28 protein-coding genes are annotated in these 25497 nt (G+C 37.7%); 23 read left to right on the plus strand and 5 right to left on the minus strand.

Features of this window, described 5'->3' with window-relative positions; translation table 11 throughout:
* Positions 1 to 2 precede the first annotated feature (2 nt).
* The 4 genes from A6749_RS21885 (at position 3) to A6749_RS21900 (ending at position 5248) form a co-directional block, all read left to right on the plus strand.
* Positions 3 to 1169, plus strand: coding sequence for a M20/M25/M40 family metallo-hydrolase (locus tag A6749_RS21885; protein WP_066396539.1), 1167 nt, complete (start codon positions 3 to 5; stop codon positions 1167 to 1169).
* Positions 1170 to 1396: 227 nt separating this feature from the next.
* Positions 1397 to 2716, plus strand: a complete 1320-nt coding sequence (locus A6749_RS21890) for a Na+/H+ antiporter family protein (RefSeq protein WP_066396549.1) — start codon at positions 1397 to 1399, stop codon at positions 2714 to 2716.
* A gap of 53 nt (positions 2717 to 2769) precedes the next feature.
* Positions 2770 to 4290, plus strand: a complete 1521-nt coding sequence (gene hutH / locus A6749_RS21895) for a histidine ammonia-lyase (RefSeq protein WP_066396553.1) — start codon at positions 2770 to 2772, stop codon at positions 4288 to 4290.
* Between the two features lie 160 nt (positions 4291 to 4450).
* Positions 4451 to 5248 (plus strand): ABC transporter ATP-binding protein, encoded by a 798-nt coding sequence (locus A6749_RS21900; RefSeq protein ID WP_066396560.1) that lies wholly within the window; start codon positions 4451 to 4453, stop codon positions 5246 to 5248.
* 37 nt (positions 5249 to 5285) lie between these two features.
* Here the strand turns inward: A6749_RS21900 and A6749_RS21905 are convergent, their stop codons facing one another.
* Together A6749_RS21905 and hpaB are read right to left on the minus strand one after the other, a co-directional pair.
* Entirely contained in the window at positions 5286 to 5915 is a 630-nt protein-coding gene (locus A6749_RS21905; RefSeq protein ID WP_066396562.1) for a LysE family translocator, read from the minus strand.
* 139 nt (positions 5916 to 6054) lie between these two features.
* The gene (hpaB, locus tag A6749_RS21910; protein ID WP_066396566.1) at positions 6055 to 7503 is read right to left on the minus strand and encodes a 4-hydroxyphenylacetate 3-monooxygenase, oxygenase component; all 1449 of its coding nucleotides are present in this window, start codon (positions 7501 to 7503) and stop codon (positions 6055 to 6057) included.
* 226 nt (positions 7504 to 7729) lie between these two features.
* Between hpaB and A6749_RS21915 the strand changes: the two genes are divergently transcribed.
* From A6749_RS21915 to A6749_RS21940, 6 genes are all read left to right on the plus strand, one after another.
* On the plus strand, positions 7730 to 8134 hold the full coding sequence (locus tag A6749_RS21915) for a hypothetical protein (protein WP_066396568.1): 405 nt from the start codon (positions 7730 to 7732) through the stop codon (positions 8132 to 8134).
* Between the two features lie 87 nt (positions 8135 to 8221).
* The gene (locus A6749_RS21920) at positions 8222 to 8782 is read left to right on the plus strand and encodes a hypothetical protein (RefSeq protein ID WP_066396573.1); all 561 of its coding nucleotides are present in this window, start codon (positions 8222 to 8224) and stop codon (positions 8780 to 8782) included.
* Between the two features lie 82 nt (positions 8783 to 8864).
* On the plus strand, positions 8865 to 9080 hold the full coding sequence (locus A6749_RS21925; protein ID WP_066396576.1) for a hypothetical protein: 216 nt from the start codon (positions 8865 to 8867) through the stop codon (positions 9078 to 9080).
* Positions 9081 to 9094: 14 nt separating this feature from the next.
* Positions 9095 to 9481 (plus strand): hypothetical protein, encoded by a 387-nt coding sequence (locus A6749_RS21930; RefSeq protein WP_066396579.1) that lies wholly within the window; start codon positions 9095 to 9097, stop codon positions 9479 to 9481.
* Between the two features lie 173 nt (positions 9482 to 9654).
* Complete coding sequence (locus tag A6749_RS21935; protein WP_066396580.1) at positions 9655 to 10188, plus strand: hypothetical protein; 534 nt, start codon at positions 9655 to 9657, stop codon at positions 10186 to 10188.
* A 20-nt stretch (positions 10189 to 10208) separates the two neighbouring features.
* Complete coding sequence (locus A6749_RS21940) at positions 10209 to 10454, plus strand: hypothetical protein (protein WP_066396591.1); 246 nt, start codon at positions 10209 to 10211, stop codon at positions 10452 to 10454.
* Between the two features lie 80 nt (positions 10455 to 10534).
* Here A6749_RS21940 and A6749_RS21945 read toward each other — a convergent pair whose 3' ends face one another.
* Together A6749_RS21945 and A6749_RS21950 are read right to left on the minus strand one after the other, a co-directional pair.
* Positions 10535 to 11821 carry an MFS transporter gene (locus A6749_RS21945; protein WP_066396592.1) on the minus strand — a complete coding sequence of 429 codons (1287 nt, stop codon included), beginning with the start codon at positions 11819 to 11821 and terminating at the stop codon, positions 10535 to 10537.
* Between the two features lie 116 nt (positions 11822 to 11937).
* On the minus strand, positions 11938 to 13155 hold the full coding sequence (locus tag A6749_RS21950; RefSeq protein WP_066396594.1) for a MerR family transcriptional regulator: 1218 nt from the start codon (positions 13153 to 13155) through the stop codon (positions 11938 to 11940).
* A gap of 199 nt (positions 13156 to 13354) precedes the next feature.
* Here A6749_RS21950 and A6749_RS27835 point away from each other — a divergent pair, with 199 nt between their 5' ends.
* Both A6749_RS27835 and A6749_RS21955 read left to right on the plus strand, forming a co-directional pair.
* Positions 13355 to 13483: a YjcZ family sporulation protein gene (locus tag A6749_RS27835; RefSeq protein WP_084797925.1), complete on the plus strand. Its 129-nt coding sequence runs from the start codon at positions 13355 to 13357 to the stop codon at positions 13481 to 13483.
* Between the two features lie 108 nt (positions 13484 to 13591).
* Entirely contained in the window at positions 13592 to 14317 is a 726-nt protein-coding gene (locus A6749_RS21955) for a ZIP family metal transporter (RefSeq protein WP_066396597.1), read from the plus strand.
* A 298-nt stretch (positions 14318 to 14615) separates the two neighbouring features.
* Here A6749_RS21955 and A6749_RS21960 read toward each other — a convergent pair whose 3' ends face one another.
* Positions 14616 to 15854: a benzoate/H(+) symporter BenE family transporter gene (locus A6749_RS21960; RefSeq protein WP_066396600.1), complete on the minus strand. Its 1239-nt coding sequence runs from the start codon at positions 15852 to 15854 to the stop codon at positions 14616 to 14618.
* Positions 15855 to 16162: 308 nt separating this feature from the next.
* Here A6749_RS21960 and A6749_RS21965 point away from each other — a divergent pair, with 308 nt between their 5' ends.
* The 11 genes from A6749_RS21965 to A6749_RS22015 all read left to right on the plus strand — a co-directional run bounded on the left by A6749_RS21965 (position 16163) and on the right by A6749_RS22015 (position 25482).
* Positions 16163 to 16357, plus strand: a complete 195-nt coding sequence (locus A6749_RS21965) for a hypothetical protein (RefSeq protein WP_066396603.1) — start codon at positions 16163 to 16165, stop codon at positions 16355 to 16357.
* Between the two features lie 73 nt (positions 16358 to 16430).
* Complete coding sequence (gene pdxR, locus A6749_RS21970) at positions 16431 to 17864, plus strand: MocR-like pyridoxine biosynthesis transcription factor PdxR (RefSeq protein WP_066396604.1); 1434 nt, start codon at positions 16431 to 16433, stop codon at positions 17862 to 17864.
* 265 nt (positions 17865 to 18129) lie between these two features.
* Entirely contained in the window at positions 18130 to 18660 is a 531-nt protein-coding gene (locus tag A6749_RS21975) for a CBO0543 family protein (protein ID WP_066401086.1), read from the plus strand.
* A gap of 279 nt (positions 18661 to 18939) precedes the next feature.
* Positions 18940 to 20883: a CoA-disulfide reductase gene (locus A6749_RS21980; RefSeq protein WP_066396607.1), complete on the plus strand. Its 1944-nt coding sequence runs from the start codon at positions 18940 to 18942 to the stop codon at positions 20881 to 20883.
* Positions 20884 to 21206: 323 nt separating this feature from the next.
* Positions 21207 to 21590: a DUF302 domain-containing protein gene (locus A6749_RS21985; protein ID WP_066396609.1), complete on the plus strand. Its 384-nt coding sequence runs from the start codon at positions 21207 to 21209 to the stop codon at positions 21588 to 21590.
* A 197-nt stretch (positions 21591 to 21787) separates the two neighbouring features.
* Positions 21788 to 22168 (plus strand): rhodanese-like domain-containing protein, encoded by a 381-nt coding sequence (locus tag A6749_RS21990; protein WP_066396613.1) that lies wholly within the window; start codon positions 21788 to 21790, stop codon positions 22166 to 22168.
* Positions 22169 to 22181: 13 nt separating this feature from the next.
* Entirely contained in the window at positions 22182 to 22445 is a 264-nt protein-coding gene (locus A6749_RS21995; protein WP_066396616.1) for a metal-sensitive transcriptional regulator, read from the plus strand.
* A 346-nt stretch (positions 22446 to 22791) separates the two neighbouring features.
* Complete coding sequence (locus A6749_RS22000) at positions 22792 to 23271, plus strand: DsrE/DsrF/DrsH-like family protein (RefSeq protein ID WP_066396619.1); 480 nt, start codon at positions 22792 to 22794, stop codon at positions 23269 to 23271.
* Between the two features lie 47 nt (positions 23272 to 23318).
* Positions 23319 to 23678: a rhodanese-like domain-containing protein gene (locus tag A6749_RS22005; RefSeq protein WP_066396622.1), complete on the plus strand. Its 360-nt coding sequence runs from the start codon at positions 23319 to 23321 to the stop codon at positions 23676 to 23678.
* A gap of 83 nt (positions 23679 to 23761) precedes the next feature.
* A complete protein-coding gene (locus A6749_RS22010) occupies positions 23762 to 24349 on the plus strand; it encodes a sulfurtransferase TusA family protein (protein ID WP_066401087.1) in 588 nt (195 codons plus the stop codon).
* On the plus strand, positions 24346 to 25482 hold the full coding sequence (locus tag A6749_RS22015) for an MBL fold metallo-hydrolase (RefSeq protein ID WP_066396624.1): 1137 nt from the start codon (positions 24346 to 24348) through the stop codon (positions 25480 to 25482). Before A6749_RS22010 ends, A6749_RS22015 begins: the two co-directional genes overlap by 4 nt.
* Positions 25483 to 25497: the final 15 nt, after the last annotated feature.

Raw genomic sequence — 25497 nt, forward strand, 5'->3', positions numbered from 1 at the left:
AAATGACGACCAAACTTTCATCACGTGCAGCAGAGCAGGTAAATGGAGAACGTCTATTGGATTTGTTTTTAGAATTAGCGAAAATAAACGCACCAAGCACGAAGGAGCAGCTAGTTGCAGATTACTTAAAAAAGGCACTCCCAGAGCTTGGTTTTACGCTGGAGTTTGACGATGCTCACAAAAATTTCGATGGTGAAGTAGGGAACTTGGTTGCCTGGCACGAAGGAACAGACCCATCGATCCCTCCATTATTCTTCTCGACTCACATGGATACGGTTCTGCCGACGGAAGGCCTAAAACCAGTCATAAAAGATGGTGTTATTCATTCTGACGGTACCACGATTTTAGGGGCAGATGATAGAGCGGCATTAGCGGCATATCTTGAGGCCGTGAGAGCAATCATCGAAGGCGGAATTCCACATGGTCCAATCGAATTTATCTTAACGGTAAATGAGCAGCCTGGATTAGTTGGTGCCCGTTATATGGATTATTCGAAAGCAAAGAGTAAAACAGGCTATATTTTCGACAGCAGCGGCGATGTTGGGCAAATCATTCTAAAGGGACCTTATAGCTCTCGTATTTGGATTGAAGTTGAGGGTAATGCAGCCCATATTGCCCTTAATTCAGAAGAAGGAAATAGTGCGATATTAATCGCAGCTGAAGGACTTTCTAATATGAAGCTTGGTGAAATCGATGAAGGCACATTGGCTAATATCGGAATCATTAATGGCGGCGAACTTACTTCGATTATTCCTGGCAGTGTAACGATTGCAGGAGAGGTCAGAAGTTTTTCAAAGGTAAAGCTGGATGCACAGCTAAAGCATATGGAGGAAGTGATGCAGCAAGCAGCTGAGAAAAAGGGCGGATTAGTAAAAGTCAGAGTTGAGAAAAAATATTTAGGCTTCGATATTCCAAAAGAAGACATCTTGGTTAAAACAGCATTAACGGCTGCTGGAAATATTCATGTAAGCCCATATTTAACTGAAACACTTGGCGGGGCTGATACAAACGTATTAAATGAGAATGGATTAACGTGTTTAACACTTGGTTTAGGGTTCCAGAATATCCATTCCTTCAGAGAATGCATCAGCGTTGAGAATCTAGTGAATACGGGAAGACTGACAGCGGCGCTAATTGAACAATGGTATGTAAACCATAAGGAAAAATAGAATCATTTGAACGAAACACCTCTGTAATGGCAGAAATAGTAGAATTAAATAGTAGAATTTATGGACTGAATAGGGCAGTCTCATTAATGCGTGACACCACATAAGTACAATGACAATAATTACTGTTCTTTAGAAAAAGTTCTTGGGGTCACGCATTTGTTTTGGGAATGCCCTTTTAGGCCGAAACAGTCTGTTTGAAAACTAAATATATTTGAAGAGGTGGTAAGATGCTAACGAATCCAGTAGTAGTTTCCGTCCTTGTTTTAACTGTCTTAAGTCTTTGCCGTGTACATGTTATTTTTGCCTTAATCATTTCAGCCATCGTTGCAGGGGTAACAGCAAACTTGTCAATAACAGATACGGTTAATACGATGATAGGCGGAATGGGCGGACAGGCCCAAACTGCTTTGAGTTATGTATTACTAGGAATTTTTGCCGCAATGATAGCGCATTCAGGTATTACTACTATCTTAATTAATAAACTGCTAGCTATGAAGAAAAAGAGCAAAATTTTGCTTTTGTTTATGTTTGCGGGTATTGCTTGTCTTTCGGGCACTTTAATTCCCGTTCATATTGCTTTTATTCCAATCCTAGTTCCGCCTTTATTGCTGTTCTTTAATTATTTAAAAATGGACCGCAGGGCAATGGCCTGTGCGCTGACTTTTGGGTTAAAGACACCTTATATTGTAATCCCTGCGGGGTACGGGATTATCTTCCATGGGATTATAACATCTGAGATGAATGCCAATGGTATGAAAATCGCCCAATCACAAATTCCGTTAGCCATGTTGATTCCGGCGATTGGAATGATTGTAGGCTTAATTATTGCAATTTTTATCTCTTATCGCAAACCAAGAAGCTACGGTGAGGATGACCCAATGGCTGCCTTTGCTGAAGTTAGTGCGGCATCAGAGGGGGATAAACGAAAGTTACATTTGAAGGATTATATAACATTAGCTTCCATTTTAATTGCTCTAGCAACCCAGCTAATGGCCGGATCGCTTGTATTAGGGGCTCTCGCCGGGATTATTGTTATGTTTGCCGGCAGAATAGCAACATTGGGTGAAGGTGAACAGCTCGTCCAGGATGGCGTAAAGCTGATGGGTGCGATTGCCTTTGTGATGCTGATTGCATCAGGTTATGCAACTATTCTAAAGGAAACAGGGGCGATTACTTCATTAGTGGAAGCTGTAGATTCGATTGTCGGAGGCAGCAAGCTGGTAGCGGCAATAGTTTTATTATTAATCGGTTTATTAGTAACCATGGGTATTGGGACTTCGTTTGGAACTGTTCCAATCCTGGCCGCTGTTTTCGTTCCGCTTTGTATGCTAATTGGCTTTAGTCCACTTGCAACAGCGGCTTTACTAGGGACCGCGGGAGCATTAGGGGATGCCGGCTCTCCAGCATCCGATAGTACGCTTGGACCAACATCCGGTTTAAATGCAGACGGGAAACATGATCATATTTGGGATACATGTGTGCCGACATTTATTCACTATAATATCCCGCTTTTTGTATTTGGCGTAATTGCAGCATTAGTTTTATAATAGTCTGATAGACGGAAAATTCAGCCAAGATATTTAAATGGAGTTGACGTAGAATGAGTAATAGTAAATTAGTAGATTTAGAATTGATTGAACTTGATGGGATGACTTTAGATCGTAAAAAGATTGAAAGAATTGCAAGAGGCATGGCCCATGTAACGGTACCAGAAGCAAATCTAATAAGGGTGCGTGCTAGCCGGGAACGAATTGAGAAGCAAATTAATGATGGAAAAGTAATATATGGTGTAAACACTGGCTTTGGAAAGTTAAGTGATATTGAAATTGAAAAAGATGACATTGCTAAATTACAGTTAAATCTTTTACGGGCAGATGCAGTTGGAGTGGGAGAGCCGCTGCCGACACCAGTTGTAAGAGCGATGATGACGCTTCGGGCAAATTCCTTGGTGAAAGGATTTTCAGGAATAAGAGAGGAAACGTTAAAGCTATTAATTGACATGATTAACGAAGGGGTCCATCCTATTGTTCCTTGCAAGGGTTCAGTTGGAGCCAGCGGTGATTTAGCACCACTATCCCATGTGGCCATCGTATTAGTAGGAGAAGGGAAAGCGGAATTTCAAGGGGAGACCCTGCCGGGAGGAGAAGCGCTTAAACGTGCTGGCCTTAAACCGGTGGCTTTAGAGGCAAAAGAAGGACTGGCTCTGATTAATGGAACACAGGCAATGACGGCTGTTGGAACGATTGCCATTAATGAAGCGGAACGTGTAGGATTAGCCGCTGATATGGCTGCATGCTTAACGATGGAAGCGCTTAAAGGAATCATTTCGGCCTTTGACAGTGACCTGCTTGCTGTCCGCCCGCATCCGGAACTGGAAATAGTGGCTTCCCGCATGAGAAAATGGCTTGAAGGCAGTAAACGAATTACTCACCAAGGGGAAATTCGTGTCCAGGATGCCTATTCCATCCGCTGTATCCCGCAAGTACACGGTGCTTCCTGGCAGGCGTTTCAGTATGTCGAAGACCGCTTAAAGGTAGAAATGAATGCGGTAACAGATAACCCGATTGTATTGGAAAGCGGCGAAATTATTTCGGGGGGGCACTTCCATGGACAGCCGATTGCGCTTGCTATGGACTTTTTAAAGGTTGCAACAGCAGAGTGGGCCAATATTTCAGAGCGCCGAATTGAGCGGCTGGTTAACCCGCAATTAAGCGGATTGTCACCTTTCTTGGCAGTTGATCCAGGCTTAGAATGCGGTTTGATGGTTCCTCAGTATGCTGCTGCTTCTCTTGTATCTGAGAATAAAGTACTGGCCCATCCGGCAAGTGTGGATTCGATTCCAACGTCAGCAAACCAAGAAGATCATGTTAGCATGGGTACGATTGCTTCACGCCAAGCGAGAGAAATTATTCATAATTCTGCACGGGTCATTGCGATTGAAATGATTTGTGCGTCTCAAGCGATTTACCTGGAAGGTGCCGAAAGAGACTTAGCGCCGAAAACAAGGGAGTTCCTGGAGAAAATACGTGAGATTTGTCCACCGCTTGAAAGTGACCGAGCGATTTCGGATCAAATGGAGGAACTGGCGCAGTTTATTTTAAGGGAAAATCTATTAAACTAATTGATATTGAAGGGGAGCCAGGATTCTGGCTCCCCTTTTTAAAATACATAAACGACATTTCTATTTTCCGAAAATTTTGATACCATAATATAATAAATAAACTAGTTATTGACACGCTAAAAATTCTGAAACAAGTCTTAGATTGAGAGGCGATAAAAAAATGGTACTACAGCTAGAAGATGTTTCGTTAAAACGAGAAGGAAAATGGATCCTACAAAACATTAACTGGGAAATTAATCAAGGTGAGCATTGGGTGTTATTCGGGTTAAACGGGTCCGGTAAGACAGCGATATTAAATTTATTAAACGCTTATCATTTTCCGACACAAGGGAAGATTACCGTACTTGGTTTGGAATTTGGGAAGACCTACTTAGGTGAAAAGCTGCGTAAACAAATTGGGTTTGTTTCTTCCTCCTTACAGGAAAAGCTTTACCCAAATGATAATGCGTTTGAGGTCGTGTTAAGCGGTGCATTTGCTTCCATTGGTTTATATGAAACACCGACAGATGAAATGAGGGAAAAGGCAGGTACATTGCTGGAGGAGATGGGATGTGATAAATATGCCAATCGGAGGTACGAATCATTGTCACAAGGGGAAAAACAGCGAGTGCAAATAGCCCGTGCCTTAATGGGAGAACCATCATTGCTTATTCTTGACGAGCCGACAAATGGATTAGACTTTATTGCACGCGAGAAACTGCTGGAAACGGTTGAACGAATTGCCGCAAAACCAAATGCGCCGTCAATCATTTACGTAACCCACCATGTAGAAGAAATATTGCCAGTATTCAATAAAACATTACTGTTAAAAGCAGGACAAATATTCGCCGCTGGCAACACCCAAGAAATGCTATCAAGCATACAGCTCTCGGAGTATTTTGACCTACCCGTTAGTGTTGTATGGGAGAACAATCGACCATTATTATCCAAAAAGCAAACGGTGTCAGGCACCATGTGAAATTTTCACATGGTGCCTGACACCGTTAAAGAAACCGTTAATGCGCCTTCTCAAATGCTAATTTAATACCGAAACCTAACAGTGCTATGCCTGTAAGTCCTTGGACGGCTTTTTCGGTAGAGGGGCGTTTCATAAAGGCGCTGATTTGGTTGATTAAATAAATATATGGGATAAACCAGATTAATGTTAATAACGTATAGGTTAAGCCCATGATTAGAAACGGGAGGAGCGGTTCTTGCCCATGATCTACGAATTGAGGTAAAAAGGTCAAGAAAAAAACCGCTACTTTTGGATTAAGCAGATTCGTTAGAAAACCTTGGCGAAAACAATTCATCTGCCCCTCTTCAAGTATTGATGCTGTTTCTAACACATCTGAGGCTTCTTTTTTTCTTAATGACCATAATGTTTTAAACCCAAGATAGCCTAGATAAACAGCGCCGACATATTTGAGGATAGAAAATAACATGGCTGATTTTACAATTAATGCCGAGAGCCCGATTACTGCTGCCGTAGTGTGGATTAATAAGGCGCAGCACGTTCCGAATAATGTTTTTAGACCGCCTGTTTTTCCAACTGTAAGAGTATTCTTAGTTGCAATTGCGGTATCCGGTCCGGGTAAAATAATAAGAAGAATGCACAAAACTATAAAAGGATAAAAATGCTGCAAAAGAATGCCCCCCTATTCAAAAAGGTTTTATAAGATTCAGATTATTTATAATGTATCATAGAGGACCATACTAATGGAATAGAAAAAAGCTGTTCTCAAAATATTTTGTGAGGACAGCTTTTTAAAGGAACAGCCAGTGCTATTCATTTTCATCTATTTCTAAAAAATCGGTAACCTGCTTAATATGTTCATCCATCGGATAAGTTTTATATAGGAGACTAGATAACCGTATAGGATCCCCAAAAAAATACCTTTCATATTGGGTTTGTCTGGTCCCAAATGAACTCATCGTCAGTTCCCATGCAAGGCGGAAAATTTTCACCCGGTCTTCAGCATTACGGCAAGCACCTTGCAGATATTGATCCAAATCTGGTTTAATCACCGATTTGAAATCCTCTTCCTTTGGAATTGTGACAATTCCGCTTGCACCAACTAATTGAATAATTTCACTGAACCGTGGATATATTCGTGGGAAAATATTCGTCGCAACCTGCAGAGTAGGCATATTTGGCCGTAAATATCCCCATTTATCCAATTCCGCTTCGACTTCCGATTTGATTAACAGTGCTTTGAGTGTTTCAAGGCCAATGATAATTTCCGATAACTTTTCCTGGATATGCTGATAGGTGCTGACATTGATCGTTTCAACCAGCAGTCCCGCCACTCCAAGCACAAATTCCGTTTTGGCGATTTGTCTTGTGACCGCCTGATGTGTAGCGTAGTGGTGGAAGGAGCTTTGCTGCATAAATTCATTTGCGGCATCGACATTATCATAAAAAAAGACACGGTCCCATGGTACTAACACATCGTCAAAAACTAAAATGGTATCCATTTCCTCATAGCGCGAGCTTAGCGGATAATTGTAGGAGGATTCACCGCCGACAAAAGATTCCCGACAAATGAATTTTAGTCCTTTTGTATTAGAGGGAATAGAAAAAGCATATGCTTCTTCTTCCATATAGACTCCACCAGCAGCATAGACCAGCACTTCATCTGTTAAACCGCCTTGTGTTGCTAACAGCCGTGCACCCTTCACGATAATCCCATCTTCCGTTTTATCAATAACTCTTGCAGATATCGGCTCTTTTGAAAAATTTATATTGAGCTGGGAACGGTTTACCTGGGGTGTAATGAACGTGTGTGTAAAGGACAGATCGTTTTCTTTAGCCCTTTGATAAAGGGATTGAATATTTTCGGGAAAACAGTTTTCTCTTCCTTCAAGCAGGGCGGCCGAAGAAGCAAAAGCCATGACAACGGAATTCATATAATCAGGGCTCCTGCCCATCATCCCATGGGCGTGCTTTGACCAAATCTCCATCATGGTTCTTCTTTTCAATAAATCCTCATATGTTTTAGGCTGCATATAGGAAAGCCCAATCCGTTTTCCTGTGTCCGGTGACTGGTAGGTCAGCTTGCTTTGGAGGTTTGGGTCATGCTGTAAGTCGTAAAGTGCTGCTTTGCTTTGGAGAAGTCCTTTAAAGGCGGGATGCTCAGAAATCTTTCCTTCAACCTTTTTTCCATCTAGCCATATATTAGCATGAAGTCTGTCAATACGATCAATAAATTCCTTTCCGTTAATGGCTCCCATATAATCACTCCTTAATTCGGGCCATTAAAATAATGATTTGACTAGTTTTATTTTATTGGATAACTTGGTGACTTGTTCATATATAATGGTGCATTTATCAATAAAAGGCGGATGCCTCAAACCCAGCCTTATACTTAAAAGGCCCTTTAATTAATGGTCTTTTCACTTCAAATGGGCTAATGACATAGTATGGATTTAAAAGATTTTGAGAAAGGGTTTGGAATGTATGAATCATCGCACAGATTACAGTTATTGGCCTTTTCCAGCAATTCAATTTCCATACTTTATATCCGGGTATATTACAAATGTAAATTTCAACCCGAATGAAGCCAAGCAGAAGATTGAGATAGAAAAAAAGGCAGAGGAAAATAAAAAGAATAAAAAGGACAAAGTGACTAAAGCCTTGATTCATATTGAAAACCTGCAAGCGGGGACAGTTTCGAATGCATCTGGGATTTTCACTGGTAAAAATATTCAAATAGGGTGGAGTTCTCATGGCAAATCTAATTCAGGATTTGGCTCTCTAGGGGGCCGTAATAATAAAGTAAACAAAAACACGAACGTTGTTTATGATAACGATCAAATCGATACCCCTATTGATGGCAGGGAAGTCCTTTATGAGAGAAAATAAATTAATAATTTAGTAATGTGAAACATATCATTCTAAAATAGGGATGGTTTGTATACGTTAGAAGTAATGGACGGGAGGGGGCAGTTGATGCTTGATGATAAAGAAAAGTTGGACAAACTTTACAATCAAGTACAAAAAATCCACTCCATGCTGGAAAAAATGACAAAGAATGAAAAGGTTTATTTTATTAATATAGAAAAAGTAGATTTTCATGGGCCGATATTGGACGAGCTGGAATTTATTTTTGATAAAATCGATGTCAAAGAGGTAAGCGGCGCGCTAAATATAGGCAATAATTTTGGAGTAAGTGTTGAAGGGAATAATGAGAATAAGAATAAAAATGTGAAAGCTTCGGGTATGAACATAAATTCAAAGGAAAAGGTTGAAAAAACCTCCAACACAAATACAACTGCTAATGAGGAAAATCCAAGCGGTGAAAAGTTTTCTGATCTTGAGAAAATATTAGAGAAGAAGCTTGAGCAGGCATTCCAAAAAGGCCCTAAAACAAAGAAAAAAAGTCACGATTCCCCCAAGAATAGGGAGCAAAACCTCCGTGTTCTTCCTGTTGAGAACTTAAAGCAACCCGGCCAGCTGCGCAAAATCAGCATAAATAATAAAACTATTGTGAAGCCGGATCATGAAAGCTAAATTTAATTCTTGAATATATAAGCTTCTAGTGAATATACCTAACAATATCTTGCTACTCCGTAATCAATTGGAGGGGATTACATTGAAAATTGTCCTTAAACAATTAAATGTAGAGAAGGTTAGTCATTCTTCAGGTTTGTTCTCAGGAGAAAATTTACAAATGGATTGGAAATCTTATAAGAAAATAAACGAAGGTTTTGGAACAATGCAAGGAAGTCGCAACGTGTCAACCAATAATCAGCATATTGTGAAAAAGGTTGATTTTGAGGGCAGAAAAGTAACTAAAGATGAGTCGTAACAGGAGGTGTACCTATGTCCAATAGTTTGTCTCCTAATTTTTTTATTAAGACGTTTACCATTCATTCGGTGGATGGTGCTTCGTGTGTAAACATTGGCACCAATCGTCCAATTGGTTTTACAAGCTTTAAAAAACATAATCAAGGCTTTGGATCTGTTAGCGGCAGTCATAATACCATTGATGGAATAAAAACATTATTAAACGATGAATCCCTATTTGATCTGTTTAGAGATTCAACGAATGAGGATATGGCGTGGGCGAAAGAAATAAGAGATCTGGTGATATCAAAAGTGATGAATTATTTGGAGGAGGCCGGGGAGGCAGAGGATTCCGAAATCGATGAAGAAAATCCTATTGAATTTTTTGATGATCATGGCATAGACGAAGATGAAGATAATTGACCAAAAGCAAAGAGAGCATTGGGTAACAAAATCCAATGCTTTTTTATATTTCTTTGGAAAAAATGAACAATGAAAATGTTCAATCATACTGTATTATGGAAGGGTTTTAGGGAGAGGAGTCTATTCACCTGGATTTGTCATTATAAAAAATGACCATGGTTCGGAGGCTGGAGATGGAAAATAAAATTATCCATGATGTAAATATAACGGGAATAACGGTCCATAACATTGATTCATCATCCGGTATTTTTGTGGGTATAAATAACGCTAATTATTGGACTTCACAACTTAAAGCTAATCAAGGATTCGGACCACTATCTTCTTCACAAGCCATTCAAAACATTAATGTTGTGGTCGATAATGATTGCATTGATGCCCCTATAGAAAATAATGTTCAAATCCCTAACAGACAAGATTTTATCGGTGTGGATGTCAAAAAGGCTGATGAAGCTGCATTAGTAAATCATCATAACATTATACAGGAAATTAATAATATTGATGTGGATGCAATAAATGTGTTCTCTATGGATACGAATGCAGCCATTTCCGTTGGAGAGAATGTATTAGACGGATGGTCCGCCCACTCGAAACGCAATGAGGGAACAGGGCGCTCAATGGGTATTACGGAGCAGATATTAAATACAAATATTATCATGGATCAGGACATCATTGATGCCCAGATGAACGATGTTAAGATTACAAAATAAATAAGAAAGAGGTGTCTTTCATGGCGATTCCTGTGGGAGTTGGAGCAATCAACATCATTATGCAGAATACGAATAGTTCTGTTTCAGTAGGCGAAAACCAGATTTCAGGTTGGTCTGCACATAGAAAGACGAACAACGGAGTAGGTAACCAGGCCGGATTTTATGTCAATATATCGAATCTCTCGCTTATCTGGGATAATGATTTAAATGACGGGCAAATCATCGATCCGGATATTATTCCTGGTCTTCAAACGCAAGCACTTTAAGTTTAACTATGCTATCTCTAAGAAGAAAAACGCAAGGAATCTCTTGCGTTTTTTTACATATTCCAAAATAAGTAAAATCTTTATACTTTTTGTGTCAATTCAATTTGAGCTCTTGTGGGTGACCCAATGTTAAACAAAAGAAATAATATTCCCCCACCTATAGGTAAAGCATAGGCTGGAATATGATTTAAGAGAACCCCGGCAGTAATCATTGCAGCTGGGAGCATCGTTTTTGCAATGCTAATGCCAATACTTAACACTCTACCCCGATATTCATCCGGTATTTCTTTTTGCATAATAAAAGCGATTGGAATATCAATCAATGCCACCGCTACGCCTAATAAGAACATCACTGAACAGTAAAAAGTTAAATAAAAACCAGGGATCAGCTTTAGCTCACCAAATAGTAATGGAATTCCAGCAATAATCAGTAAAAAAGAAAGCGAAAAACTAATATATTTTAAAAGTAAGGAATACGAAATATTTTTGATGACTTTTTTCACTACCATTGCCCCGATAATCATTCCTACTGGAAATGCAGCTTGGATCACACCGAATTCCTTTGGCCCAAGTTTTAGGACGGTATTAATAATGTATGGCATTGGAATGGTAATCGAAAAACCTAGAAAGAAATTTAATGAAATCAACAGTACAAATAACTTCATGATATTTTTCCTTTGGATTAAGTAGGAAAGGCCATCCTTAATATCCTTCAAAAACTGAATTTTTTTACTTGGCACATGGTCCATTATTTTTCTTTTAAATAAATCAAATTGAATAAATAGTAACGACACACCAGACAGGATAAAAGTTATACCGGTAATGATAATAAAAGTCTTTATGTCAAAAATGGCAAATACAATCCCGCCTAACATGGGCCCTGTTATGGAGGAAACGGAATCAATAATTTTACTTATTGAATTTATTCTCATTAGGTTCTGTTCCGATACGATGTTTGGTTTCCCGGCTTCGATGGCGACGCCAAAGAATGTTGAGAATACCGTCATGAGAAAGGTTGTCGAATAGATAAGGAAAAGGCTTAGTCCAAAAAACTGACTTAACAAATAAACCGAAATGAACAACATTCCGTTAACAAGATCCATTGAAACAACTAACCGTTTCTTATTTATTTTATCGGCAAGCACCCCGGCAAAAGGATTGATAATAATCATCGGGATGATTCCTAAAATTAGGGTTAGAGCAAAACTCAAGGCTGACCCCGTTTGTTTTAACACGTACAGCCCCAACGCAAATTGATAAATCGTTGTCCCAAAGCTTGAAACTGTCTTTCCGGCTGAATATAAATATAAATTTCTTAATTCTAATTCATTCTTTTTTCCTTGGTTGCTCATTGATAGTTCATTCATGATTGATTCACCTCAACAAAATTTCTTAAACTAAGCTTACACCGTCAGGTAAACCCCACAGCAATAGGCGTATTCAGGTGAATTTTGCGAAAAAAATAAAAAAGATAGGGTTAACCCTATCTTTTGCCGAAAAAACTATAGGAAACGACTTCTTCTCCTTCAACAAAGAAATCTTCGTATTTTCCTCCTCTGGTAATCGAATCCGAAATTTTTTCATCCAGCGTTTTATAACGTAAGCCGTTAATTTTTTTCTTTATATGAGTAAGTGTGAAATTATCTCGATAGCTGGAAGCTATTTTACTTTTTTGACTAAAATTTCTAAATGTTAAATAGGTCCCTAATAAGGATCCTTCCGGTTTGATAAGCGAATCAACTTGGCTTAGCAAAAATTCCTCATTTTCAAAGCTGTAATTACTTGTCCCCGTTCCATCAATTAGTAGATCAACAGAGTGATGGGGCAGCGGAATTTCAAGGAAATCTGCACAAATAAACAGAAATTTTCTTTTCGAATGAGATCGTTCCAGCAAGTTTTTTAAAAATTGATGGCGTTCAAGGTTGTGATCTACACAAATATAGAGGCAGTCCTCTGGCAAGGATTGATAAACATTCCTTAGAAAAAAACCGATTCCGGTGCCTAATTCCATTACTACTTTTTGATGCAAATCCATTTGCTCGAGCTTCCTTTTCGACCATTGAAGGCATTTATTAAGATTTTCCAGGAAGAGTGGGTCGGTTTCATGAATATATTTCGAGATACTATTTTCCAGTCGATTTCTATTTTTCGTTTTGAATTGCTTTCCTGCCATTAAAATGCCAGATTCAATCAAATATTCCTCACCACAGTTACATGGCAGCTTTCCGCTTATGATCTGATTTCTGTTGATCACGCCTTCTTTTAGAGTTAGCAGACTATTACAATGATGACATGTTAGCATGCCCAGCAGCGTAAGATCGATTCCCATTTTTGAAGAAGACTCCAATGTTTTGGCTGATAACTCATCTAATTTTAACTTTAGCTTTTTCTTTGCTTTCATTAAGTTATTAATTTCATGTTCCAGATTTTCATATTTATCTAAAAAAAGAGATTGATAGTACGTATCTTCTTCATAAGGGGTTAATTGGCCAAAGTTTTTATAATGGGAAATCGTTTTGATTTCGTTTAAACTAAAGCCCATTCCTTTCAGTTCCAAAATATGCTCCAAATCTTTTTGGCAGACCTCATCGAAGAAGTATTGTCCACCCTTCTTTTCGGGAACAATCAATCCTAAATCCATATAGTGCCTAATGGTGTCTATTGTTAGCCCATTTACTTGACCAAATTTGCCGATTCTCATCTTATCACTCCAGAACAAAATTCATTCCCTCATTAACTTATTCTCTTAGAAAATCGAAATCCCTACAACATTCCTTAAATATTACATGGAAAAGGCAGACGGGACAATTATCCATTTTTTCTAATCTATTATATTAGCATTTCCCCTGTTGGAGGGAGGCGCATAAATATAAGTAAACAATTAAGGAGGTGCATTTGTTATGTGCGGTTGGTGCGGATGCGGCGGTTATGGATACGGCGGAGGCTTTGGTTATGGCGGCTTTAGCCCGTTTGTTTTAATCGTTGTATTGTTTATCCTTTTAATTATCGTTGGAGCTAGTTTCTACTAAATAAATCAAAAAATGAGGCGATCTGAATAAGACCGCCTCATTTTTTAGTGTTAGGAACCATTTGATAATTTGAGGAATAAAAATGTAGGGATAAACTTATAAGGAGGGATGAAGCTGACTTTAGATATATTTCTTGTTGTTTTACTCTCATCTCTTGCCTACATTCTTGGGGGCTTTATAGTTTTAATCCGAAAAAATTGGTCCGAAAAGACTTTATTGTCATTAGTTGCTCTTAGTGCGGGTTTATTGTTATCGATCGCTATTTTGGATTTAATTCCGGAAGTACAAGAGGTTTTTCATCATAGCAGTTTGTTCGTTTTAATAGGATTTATTATTATGTATATAATCTTCCTGCCAGCATTAAACGGTAAAAACGGACTAGATCACGTTGAGCATGCTGCTGGAACCGGACTAACAATCGGGATGCTGCTTCATAATTTATTCGAAGGCTTATCGATTGGCATCAGCTATTCTGCATCTTTTGAATTAGGTGTTTTTGTTTCCATCGCATTGATCATTCATAAAATACCGGAAGGGCTTTCTTATACGTCAGTAATGCTTGCTTTTCTAAACGGCAGGAAAAAAACCACTATGTATCTAATCATTCAAGGGATTTTTACTTGGATCGGAGCAGGAATTGGGATTTTACTTGCGGGGCTTAAAGATTTTCAAGAGATAATTATCGCCGTTGGACTATCCGTAACAGCCGGGATTTTCTTATATCTTAGCGGAACATTATTACTGCCGATCATTAATCGAGGAACCTTTAAAAGTACACCGCTGTTCTTTATCGGCGGGATTTTACTTTATTTTATCTTACATGGTATTTCTTAGCTAAGGCATGTTTTTATAATAGTATCGCCTTATAGTATATTAATTTAGGGAACTGCGAATACAACTATAAATGCCAAAAGTTTTTGTTAAAAACAAGGGTAGGATGGCATTAGAGCTCTCAAAAAAGGCATCATTTATCCCTACAGGTATCTCCGCTTTTCAAACATGATTTCGGTCACTACTGTTGTATTTTTATCAACCATCTTATTTTTATCACAAAAAGAAGACCCTATCATTCGGTGATTGAGTCTTCTTTTTCCAAGGGTTATTTAGAATCAATGAATCCAGCAAGATAAAGCTACGCTGTTTTTTTTGATTGTTTCTCTCCTTGTGCAGCCGTAATACCTTCTATGTATCTTGCGATGATTGTTCCAATAAGCAGCGACCAAACGGGAGCGCTTATACTTGCTACGGTAATATTGGATAGGGCAATAATAAAGGCGAATAAAGTGCTCATTTTCATATCTTGTCTTGAAAAAGCCTGATACAGGCTAGTTCCAAATACGCCGAGTAGGGAAAAGCCCACGATAACGGAAATAAAATCTTTCGGCAACGCTTGAATCAGCGGTACGAGTTTCCACGAAAATAAACCAAAGACTAGCAGAAGAGTACCAGTTACGACAGCACCCATATATCTCTTTTCCTTTGGTCCGGCCGCATCATCTGAACAAATAACAGTCCCCATCCCGGCAATATTCGCGGATTGCCCTCCGAAAAAGTTGGTGATGATTGAAAATAAGCCGCTGAAGCAGATAATTTGTTTAATCGGAGTCCGATAATTGTTTTGTTCCAATGCACCAACTGCTACTGCGGCATCATTACTTAAAATAAGCAATGCTAGAGGGACTGATACAGAAAGGAAACTCAAAGGATTAAATTCAGGCAGCTGTATTGCAGGCATCATCATCGCATTAGTCCATTGAACGTTTTGTAAAGGGTGGAAAAGGATCAAGCCGAATACTCCAAATAATATGGCAGCAATGACAGGCGGGACTTTTAACTTCCATCTGCTAAAAATAAAAAAAGCGATTAATGGAATGAACCCAACAATTAATAATTCATTGATGGAAACGATAAAATTCACCATATACTTTGTGATCATTCCTGCCAGCATGGCTGAAATGATTTCTTTAGGCACCAGCTTCATTAACTTGGAGAAAAAACCTAAAGCGCCAATGAGCACCATCAATAGACCCGAAATCAGATAAGATCCAATTAATTCATGAAAGGTAAACTGCGATGTTACCGTTGCAAGAAAGGCAACACCGGTAAGCGTATGGCCGCCGACAATCGGTACGCGGCTGTATAGAGGGAGAAAGATTCCAAATAACCCTCCAAATACATATACAGCAAATATCCAAAGAATGGTCTGGGACGGACTAAAGTTTCCATTTTTTGATGCTTCCAATATGAGAGCAGTAGGTCCTGTGATGATGAAAATCCCCGCCACCAGCCCTGCAGAAAAATTTTTATAATTTAAATCCTTGAAAAATAAACAATTCCCCCAAAAACTGTTTTCTTTCGGAATACTGCCCATGTTTGATACTCCTTAATTGAATTGTAATAATATCTAGGATTTTACCAGTTTGAATATATTGTAAGATTAACTTTTTGGAAAAGCTATCCTTTCATCATAATAGAAATTACGTTTTTTTTAACCCCCAATTGAAAATTTTTTTACCCATCCATTTTGTAATTAGAGTTTGGAGATCAACTCTAGAAGTGAATTTTAAAAGTGGATGGTCTATTTTTATAAAAATTGGATGGTCATTAAGTGCATTTCCTATATTATAATTTTATTAAGTTAATAAAATTGGTACTTAATTAGGTTATAAGAGGTGTTCCATGGGAATTTTAACTACTTTGGTATTTGTAGTCATCATCATTGCCATTATTGCAACATTTTTAATTGCTGGAAAAAGCGACGAAAACTATAGAAGCTCCACGAAAAGAAACGCTAAAAATTTGACTTTAATTTATGCTGTTGTTATTCCGCTAAGTTTCATTGTTCTAGCGTTGTTTATCGTATTTTTTACCTAGCAGTCCCCTTAATAGCCTATTGTCGCAGGACGATAGGTTTTTATAATGAAAGATATAAAAAGGAATGTTGTTTATGGATTGGAAACCAGATCGAAAAGTCAAAAAAGCTCTATATAAGCAGCTTGCGGAATATATTGAAAACGGTATTGCGGATGGAACTTTTCCGCCTGATAAACCATTACCATCAGAAAGAAAATTGGCGAAGGAATTTAATATAAACAGAAGTACAGTGGTGGCTGCCTATGACGAGCTGGAAGCAAACGGACTGATCCAAAGAAATAGGGGGAGCGGGACCACGATCAGCAAGGATATTTGGGGAATCACTAAGAAGCGAATACCAAGCTGGAACAGGTATATCGAGGCAGGCTCGTTTTTACCTAATCAGCCTCTCATACAAAGAATACGTTATGAAACTGCTGGACATAAGCTGATCAATCTGGCCAGCGGGGAATTATCAGAAGACCTTTTTCCAAAGAAATTCTTACGAGCAATAACATCAACTAGATCGTTTGCCGGTAGTTTAGGGTACGACCATCCGCAGGGAAACAAGGAATTAAGAGAGACCATAACAAAGCATGTTAGGGAATATCGAAGGATTGAAACAAATCCTTCCTCCATCTTGATTACATCAGGGGCGCAGCAAGCACTGCACCTGGTTGTTCAATGCCTGTTAAAACCAGGGGATGCAGTGGCATTGGAAGATCCCTCATATAATTACAACCTTCCAATTTTTAAAACAGCGGGGATAAAACCATATTTTTTACCAGTGGATAAGGATGGTATTAATCCGGATGAGTTACTGGCATTATATAAAAAGCACCGAATCAGAATGATATTTTTAAATTCGGCTTTTCAAAATCCAACCGGGTCGACCCTTAATGAAACAAGAAGAAAATCTATTTTAGAAATCTCCTCAGAGTATGGGATTCCGATCGTCGAGGATGACCCATATAGTTTGACTTCTTTTACTGGGGAAGGAATCCCAACTTTAAAATCGATGGATGTTCATGGAAATGTTTTATATATTAGTTCGTTATCAAAGATCGTTGCGTCCGGGTTAAGGATTGGCTGGATTATTGGACCGGTTCCGGTTATTGAAAGGTTATCCGATGCGAAACAACAAATTGATTTTGGACATGCTAGTTTCAATCAGTGGATTGCCAATGATTTTCTAGAGTCGGAAAGTTTTCACACTCATTTTAAAAATTTGGTAAAGGAATTAGAGAAAAGAAGGAATCAAATCGTTACCAGCCTTAATCATTTTTTAGGAGACCAAGTGGAGTTTTCTGTTCCTCAAGGTGGAATTCATTTATGGTGCAGGGTGAAAAAAGATTATAATGAGATGCAATTGCTCGAGGAATCCATCAAGAGAGGAGTCATTTTTGTCCCGGGTTCCACGATGGGATCCGGAAAGGGATTTGTCCGCTTTACTTTTGCTAGGGAGGATGAAGATTCGATACATGAAGGAATTAAGAGATTTGCAGATGCGCTAAATTACCTTTCTTAACAGATAATAAAAGAAAAGGGGCTGTCCAAAAAGTTCGTAACAGACTTTTTGGGCAGCCTTATTTTTATTTTTAAATTTTCCCAGCCCTGTCCTTTTTCCACATTTTCTTTTTATAAAGGATAAAAAGATGGTGAGGAAATTTTTACTGTGATTGCAATCCTAAGAATATTCATTTCCCAATTCAATTGTTTATGCATAAAAAAGGGAGAAACAATGAATAATGGGAATGATTTTCCATTTATTTCAAGGATTAGGGGATATAGTAATGATCAATGCAATTTACGCTGCCATATGGCTCGGAGCGTTGTGGATATGGGGGGATTGGAGGAATTGGAGAACGTATTATCCAACCATTCTTTTTTTTATTCTCGGAGATTTCCTTTATTTACTATTGTTATCGGATTCTTATCCGATGTGGAGATACGTCCCGCCAGATGTGGATCAGAAAATGGGGGTGACTAATAAAATTGTTTCCTTATCAATTATAGCGATTAAGTATCCATCAACTGCCATTATTTATTTGTCTAGATTTCCGGAAAACAATAAACTTAAAGGATTCTTATATACCCTTTGTTGGGTATTAATATATTTGATGAATGAGTTTATTGATGTAAAATTTAATTTAATCAAATACTATAATGGGTGGAACTTATGGTGGTCAGCTTTGTTTAGTGCCGCAATATTCGTATTGCTACGAATACATTTCAAAACTCCAATATTTGCTTGGGTGTTATCTGCCATGGTTATAGTTGTTTTATGGAATATTTTTGATGTTCCTTTTTCAGTATTTAAATAAATAAAAAAGCTTGGATTCCAAGCTTTTTTATTTCGCTTAAACAAGATTTTGCTGATAAAAATAAAAAAGAAAAATAATAAGACCGTCACCTCATTAATTTAAATGTGAATAATCTGTGAAATTAAATGTGAAGAAAATGTGAAGATCATAAAAAAGGACTTCGCATTTTTTTATTACACTCTATAATACCCATATAGGTATTAAACCCATTGGGGTATATCTGGTAATCAATATTTTTCTTAATTGATAAGATTTACAAAATTGCTTGGAGGGAAAAACATGAGACAGAAAGTAATCATTGTAGGCGGAGTTGCTGGTGGAGCTACAGCAGCTGCCAGATTAAGAAGATTAAGTGAAGAGGTGGAAATAATTCTTGTAGAACGCGGGGAGCATATTTCATTTGCAAATTGCGGACTGCCTTACTATATTGGTGAAATCATCAAGGATCGCAGTAAATTACTAGTTCAAACCGTAAAAGGAATGTCAGAACGTTTCAATCTCGACATCCGCAATTCAAGTGAAGTATTGAGCATCTCTCCTGAAAATAAAAGTGTGACCATCAAGAATTTAGGAACTGGGGAAGTGTACGAAGAAACATATGAAAAATTATTATTATCTCCAGGGGCTAGACCGATTGTTCCACCAATTCCAGGACTAAAAGAAAATCAGTTACTATTTACTTTAAGAAATATTCCGGATATGGATAAAATCAAAAACTATGTTGAATCCAAACATCCTAAAAAAGCCGTTGTGATTGGCGGAGGATTTATTGGGATTGAAATGGCGGAAAATTTGGCAGATAGAGGAATAGAAGTGACCTTTATTGAAATGGCCAACCAAATTATGGCGCCAATTGACTTTGAAATGGCTAGTATTTTACATTCTCATTTAAAAGAAAAAGGCGTAAAGTTAATCTTGGAAAACGGTGTGAAATCATTTGCTGACCAAGGAAAGAAGGTTATCCTTTCTGATGGAACAGAAATCGAAACGGATATGACTATTTTATCCATCGGAGTCAGGCCGGAAAATGGATTAGCGAAGGCAGCAGGATTGGAACTGGGAGAGCGCGGAGGTATCATTGTTAACGAATACCTGCAGACCTCAAATAAAGATATTTATGCCGTTGGCGATGCGGTCGAGGTTGTTGATTATATTAGCGGAACGAAGACGATGATCCCGCTGGCAGGACCAGCAAACCGTCAAGGTCGGATTGCAGCAAATAATATGTTGGGTAAAAAAGAGAAGTATCAAGGAACAATAGGGACGTCGATTGCCAAGGTGTTTGATCTAACGGTTGCAGCTACAGGAAATAATGAAAAAACATTAAAACGTTTAGGGGTAACATATGAAGTGGTTCATATTCACCCAAGTTCACACGCAGGATACTATCCTGGAGCATCTCCAATTGCCTTGAAATTAATCTTTGATAAAGAAACTGGAAAAATATTCGGCGCCCAAGCAGTTGGAGCAGACGGCGTGGATAAGCGCATCGACGTGATCGCAACTGCCATTAAAGGTGGATTGACAGTAGAAGATCTGACCAACCTGGAATTATCGTATGCCCCGCCATATTCATCCGCTAAAGATCCAGTTAATATGGCTGGTTATGTGGCTTCCAACATCATGGAGGGCGAATTGGAAATAGTTCAGTGGCATGAAGTTGACAAAATCGTTGCAGGCGGAGGGCTATTAATCGACGTTCGTGAGCCAATGGAGCGTGAATTAGGTTTTATTGAAGGGTCCACCAATATTCCTTTAAATGATCTAAGAAAGCGATTAGAAGAGCTTCCGAAGGATCAGACCATTTATGTAAGCTGTCAGGTTGGTCTAAGAGGATATTTGGCAAGTAGAATTTTAAAAAACAACGGCTATCATGTTAAAAATGTGGATGGCGGCTGGAAAACATATTCCTCCGTGTTCGGAAGCAATGTAAACAAAAATGTTGAAACCTCAACTAACGACCTTGGGGAAACAACTGTAAACGATGTCAAGAAAATAAAAGTCGATTCGGTTATAGATGTAAGTGGTCTAACCTGTCCAATACCAATCATCAAATTAAAAAAAGGTCTTGAAGCATTGAAAAGTGGACAGGTTTTAGAGCTGCTTGTTACAGATAAGGGAGCCCTAAACGATCTTCCGGCTTGGTCAAAAAATGCAGGTCATACCATTCTAAAAACTGAAATGGAAAAAGGCTTGATCAAATTTTGGATAATAAAAAATTAAAAAGTAAGTTCAACTCTAATACTATAATTAGAAGATTACATTTGAGAATAAATCATTTTGTGAGTAAAGCATGACCTGATTTTTGAGGCCATGCTTTTTTCATAAACGTTTAAAATAATAATATGGGTAAATATGGAAGGTGGAGTATTGGAATGGAATGATTACGTAGAAAGATAATAAATCTGAAAGGAAGGAAAAAGGTAATAGAGGTTATAGTAAATATGGTGTTAAACGCTAAAGGCTTGGCTTGTCCCATGCGTGTAAGGGAAAAAAGAAGTGATGTATGTAATTTATAATGATATATAATTTTGGAGGAAGAAATTATGTTTGATTATACTGTTTCTACAAATAAAAATATGGACGAAGCGATACAAAGTTTAGAGGAATACTTAAAAGAAGAAAAATTTGGTGTATTATGGAGATTTGATATTAAAGAAAAGCTTCAGGAAAAGGGGCTGGATTTTCATAAGGAGTTTAAGGTTCTGGAAGTATGTAACCCTCAAGAAGCTCAAAGAGTTCTTAATGAAAACGAAATGGCGGGATATTTTCTGCCCTGTAAAATTGTTGTTTATGATGATCATGGAAAAGTTAAAATTGGGATGCCCAAACCGACAGCACTTATTAGTCTACTTAATGATGTTAAGCTGAAGCAATTTGCAAAAGACATTGAAAATCGGTTAATCGGTTGTATTGATAAATGTATATAAAATGGGAAGAAAGTGATTGTTCATAATAAAAATTTTTGTTCAGTCTCTTAAAAATTTCCTTCATTCTGACCGCCATATTAATGATTGCGGTCTTTTTTTTATACTGAAAAAATTTATTAAAATCCTATTGACATAATACCTATAGGGGTATAATATAAAGCCTGTCAATTAAATTTGTCTCATTGAAGGAGGCTTAGATGATTTTTCTAATTTTGATAACATTAATTATATCATTTATTTTATATAGAAGATATTTTCCGGTTCTTGGTGTTCGATTTATCAATTTGAAGAATCTTGAAGTAGGGAAAATAAAGATAATAGATATTAGAGACTATCATGAATCCTTCAAGGATCCAGTTAATGGTTCAATCAATATCCCGATTGCCTATCTAAATAGAAATATTAATCAGATCCCGAATGATGAGTTATTTGTTGTGTCATCCAGTTCACTTGAAAAAAATATTGGTATCCGTCTACTAAGACAAAAAGGTTTTCGAGTGGTCGGGTATATCATTTCCGACAGTAATGAAATTCACAAAAAGGATAACTCTATAAAAATGGAAAATAACTGTTGTTAAAGGGGTTAAGAACATGGAGTACAATGATCAAATTAAAAATAGAGTAAAACGTATTGAAGGACAATTAAGAGGAATTTTAAGAATGATGGAAGAAAACAAGGATTGTAAAGAGGTGATCACTCAGTTATCTGCATCTAGAACTGCCATTGATCGGACAATCGGTGTTATCGTAAGTTCCAACTTAGTAGAATGTGTACAAAAAGCGACTAACCAAGGGGAAAGAAGCATGGAAGAAATGGTTAAAGAGGCTGTCAATTTGCTTGTAAAAAGCCGATAATCATCCGGGGCTTGAAATATACTGTTATTAAGGAAACTATTATACCCAAAAAGGTGTTAAATTGATATTGAAGGGTCTATTATTTTTTTAAAACAAAAAACCCTTTTGTTATATGTGTGGATAAATAGAAATACGAATAGGGGAAATAATCCTTTGTAAAAAGGGGTTGACACACCCTTTGATTATATTTAGTATTATACCCGTAGGGGTAAGTTTTAATATTAAAACATGAAGAGGAAAATGCTGTTCTAAAGTTTTGGATTAAAAAGGATAATTTTTTTTGAACTATAAAATACCCATACGTGTATCGGTTTAATTAAATTTTATATATTCAGGAGGAAAATGCATGTCAGAAAAGAAAAAAACAACGATTGTCCTATTTAGTGGAGATTATGATAAAGCAATGGCTGCTTATATTATTGCAAATGGTGCGGCAGCTTATGATCACGAGGTCACCATTTTTCATACGTTTTGGGGATTAAATGCTCTTCGTAAAGATGAACATATTCCAGTAAAAAAGGGATTCATGGAAAAAATGTTCGGAAAAATGATGCCTAGAGGAGCGGATAAAATGGGACTATCCAAGATGAACTTTGCTGGCTTTGGTCCTAAGATGATTAAAGATATCATGAAAAAGCACAATGCAATGCCACTTCCACAATTAATTGAAATGGCTCAAGAGCAGGGTGTCAAATTAGTGGCTTGTACAATGACAATGGATTTGTTGGGTCTTCAACAAGAAGAATTATTGGATAACATTGAATATGCAGGTGTTGCAGCGTACTTAGCGGACGCAGAAGATGGTAATGTGAATCTGTTTATTTAACGATAGGGGGAATCCTCCCCTACATAACATCGAAGGAGGGACTACTCTTGGAATATGTTAATTATATCTTAATTGGGCTTTTCTTAATTTTGATCATACGACGAATTTTACCTGTAAAAGGAGTTAGACAGATTTCTGCAACAGAATTAAAAAATGAATTAAAAGACAAGAATAAGCAATTTGTTGATGTCAGAACACCTGGGGAGTTTAAAGGAAATCATATTAGAGAATTTAAAAATATTCCTCTTCATCAACTTGCTCAAAAATCAAATGAACTTTCAAAAGAAAAAGAAGTAGTTGTGATTTGCCAAAGTGGTATGAGAAGCCAAAAGGCTAGCAAGATACTAAAAAATCTGGGATTTACAAAAGTAACAAATGTTAAAGGCGGCATGGGCGGTTGGGCCTAAAAATGATGGCCAGGGAAGGAAGAGTGGAATGTTTTTTTAATAAAATCAATACCCATATAGGTATGTATATTGGAGGTTTTAAGATGGAAAACATGAAAGCTAACGTCATTTTGGACGCAAAAGGATTGGCATGTCCAATGCCAATTGTCAAAACTAAGAAAGCGATGAAGGATTTAGAGGCAGGTCAAGTATTAGAAGTGCAGGCAACAGATAAAGGGTCCAAAGCGGATATTAAGGCATGGGCTGAAAGTACAGGGCACCAATATTTAGGCACATTAAAAGAAGGAGAAGTATTAAAACATTATCTAAGAAAGTCTTCCGGCAACGAAACATTGGAACGTAAACATCCCCATGTCATCAATAACGATCAGCTTGAAGCAAAGCTTGAGAATGAAAACATTGTGGTCCTTGATGTAAGAGAAACGGCAGAATACGCCTTTAACCATATTCCAAATGCTATCTCCATTCCTTTGGGGAAATTGGAAGAAAGACTAATAGAATTAAACAAAAATGATGAAATTTATATCATTTGCCGAACAGGAAACCGCAGTGATATGGCAGCACAAAAGCTGGCAGAAAAGGGATTTTCAAAAGTCTTTAACGTGGTACTAGGAATGAGCCAATGGAACGGGAAAAGTACTGGTTTAGTCACGAAGGAGGTACAAAAATGACAGTGAAAAATGTGACGGCGAAAGAATTGACAGAAAGAGTATTAAATAAGGAAAAATTGTTTATTTTGGATGTCCGAAATGAAAGTGATTTTAGTGATTGGAAAGTGGAAGGCGAAAACTTTGATTATTTAAACATTCCTTATTTTGAACTTATTGACGGAATCAAACCAATTGCTGATAAAATCCCTAAAGATCGTGATGTTGTAACTATTTGCGCTAAAGGCGGTTCATCCATTTTTGTGGCGGAACAATTGGTGGAAGAAGGTTTTGATAACATCTACTCATTAGAAGATGGAATGAAAGCATGGAGCGAATATCTTTACAAGGTAAAAGTATACGAAGATGAAGATATTAAAGTATTTCAATTTGTACGAGTCGGAAAAGGCTGCTTATCTTATATGGTTGTATCAGATGGAGAGGCGCTTATCGTAGACCCAGCACGATTCACAGATGAGTATGTAAAAGCGGCAGAAGAAGAAGGGGCTAAAATTACCCATATTGTCGACTCTCATTTACATGCGGACCATATTTCTGGTGGAACTATTCTGGCAAATAGCACTGGCGCAAAATACTACCTCATGAAGAGTGAAGGAGCGGTATTTGATTTTGAAGCATTGGAGAACTATAAAAAAATTGAGTTTAACAGCGTTACACTTGAAGTGTTGGCGGTAAAAACACCTGGTCATACACCTGGCAGCGTATCTTTCTTTGTTAATCACAAACTACTGTTCTCTGGAGACACCATTTTTGTAAGTGGGTTGGGCCGTCCTGATCTAGGCAATAAAGTGCGTGAATGGGCAAATGATTTATACGATACCGTTCATACAAAGGTTGCAGAAATTACAGATGAAGTGATTGTACTTCCAGGACATTATGCTGATTTTGAAAGTGAAATCAACACAGATGGTGATATTGGAGACCTACTCGGAAATATCAGAAAGCGTAATAAAAAAATGTTTACCACACCGAAGGAAGAATTCCTAAATAATGTAGAAAAATCGGCTAGTTCGGTAAAACCGCCAAACTTTGAGGATATTGTGGCCATCAACCGCGGGGTAAAAACGGTAGATGTTGATACAATGCAAGAATTAGAAATCGGTCCAAACCGTTGTGCAGTTCACCATACAGAATAATAAGGAGGAATAATT

Origin of the sequence: Neobacillus mesonae (assembly GCF_001636315.1) — a bacterium.
Classification (GTDB): Bacteria; Bacillota; Bacilli; order Bacillales; family Cytobacillaceae; genus Neobacillus; species Neobacillus mesonae.